Source organism: Actinoplanes solisilvae (assembly GCF_003999975.1).
Classification (GTDB): domain Bacteria; phylum Actinomycetota; class Actinomycetes; order Mycobacteriales; family Micromonosporaceae; genus Actinoplanes; species Actinoplanes solisilvae.
On sequence record NZ_RJAC01000087.1, the window covers coordinates 1 to 932 of the forward strand.

The 932-nt window shown below is 53.6% G+C and carries 1 rRNA gene; it reads left to right on the forward strand.

What is annotated here, in order from left to right:
• Window positions 1-114: 114 nt before the first annotated feature.
• Window positions 115-932 (forward strand): 16S ribosomal RNA (locus EER30_RS46695); the annotation flags it as partial.

Consider the following 932-nt stretch of genomic DNA (forward strand, 5'->3'; position numbering starts at 1 on the left):
ATCGAAATTATTTTCATTGATTGATGGTAGAAATTACTCGAAGTTTATTTGAGAAATATTTGTCAGAAAATTGATGAGCCAAGATTGGTGCCCTTTAAGGCACTAAGCAATATTAAACTGAAGAGTTTGATCATGGCTCAGATTGAACGCTGGCGGCAGGCCTAACACATGCAAGTCGAGCGGCAGCACGGGAAGCTTGCTTCCTGGTGGCGAGCGGCGGACGGGTGAGTAATGCATAGGAATCTGCCCGGTAGTGGGGGATAACCTGGGGAAACCCAGGCTAATACCGCATACGTCCTACGGGAGAAAGCAGGGGCTCTTCGGACCTTGCGCTATCGGATGAGCCTATGTCGGATTAGCTGGTTGGTGAGGTAATGGCTCACCAAGGCGACGATCCGTAGCTGGTCTGAGAGGATGATCAGCCACATCGGGACTGAGACACGGCCCGAACTCCTACGGGAGGCAGCAGTGGGGAATATTGGACAATGGGCGAAAGCCTGATCCAGCCATGCCGCGTGTGTGAAGAAGGCCTTCGGGTTGTAAAGCACTTTCAGTGGGGAAGAAAGCCTTGGGGCTAATACCCTCGAGGAAGGACATCACCCACAGAAGAAGCACCGGCTAACTCCGTGCCAGCAGCCGCGGTAATACGGAGGGTGCGAGCGTTAATCGGAATTACTGGGCGTAAAGCGCGCGTAGGTGGCTTGATAAGCCGGTTGTGAAAGCCCCGGGCTCAACCTGGGAACGGCATCCGGAACTGTCAGGCTAGAGTGCAGGAGAGGAAGGTAGAATTCCCGGTGTAGCGGTGAAATGCGTAGAGATCGGGAGGAATACCAGTGGCGAAGGCGGCCTTCTGGACTGACACTGACGCTGAGGTGCGAAAGCGTGGGTAGCAAACAGGATTAGATACCCTGGTAGTCCACGCCGTAAACGAT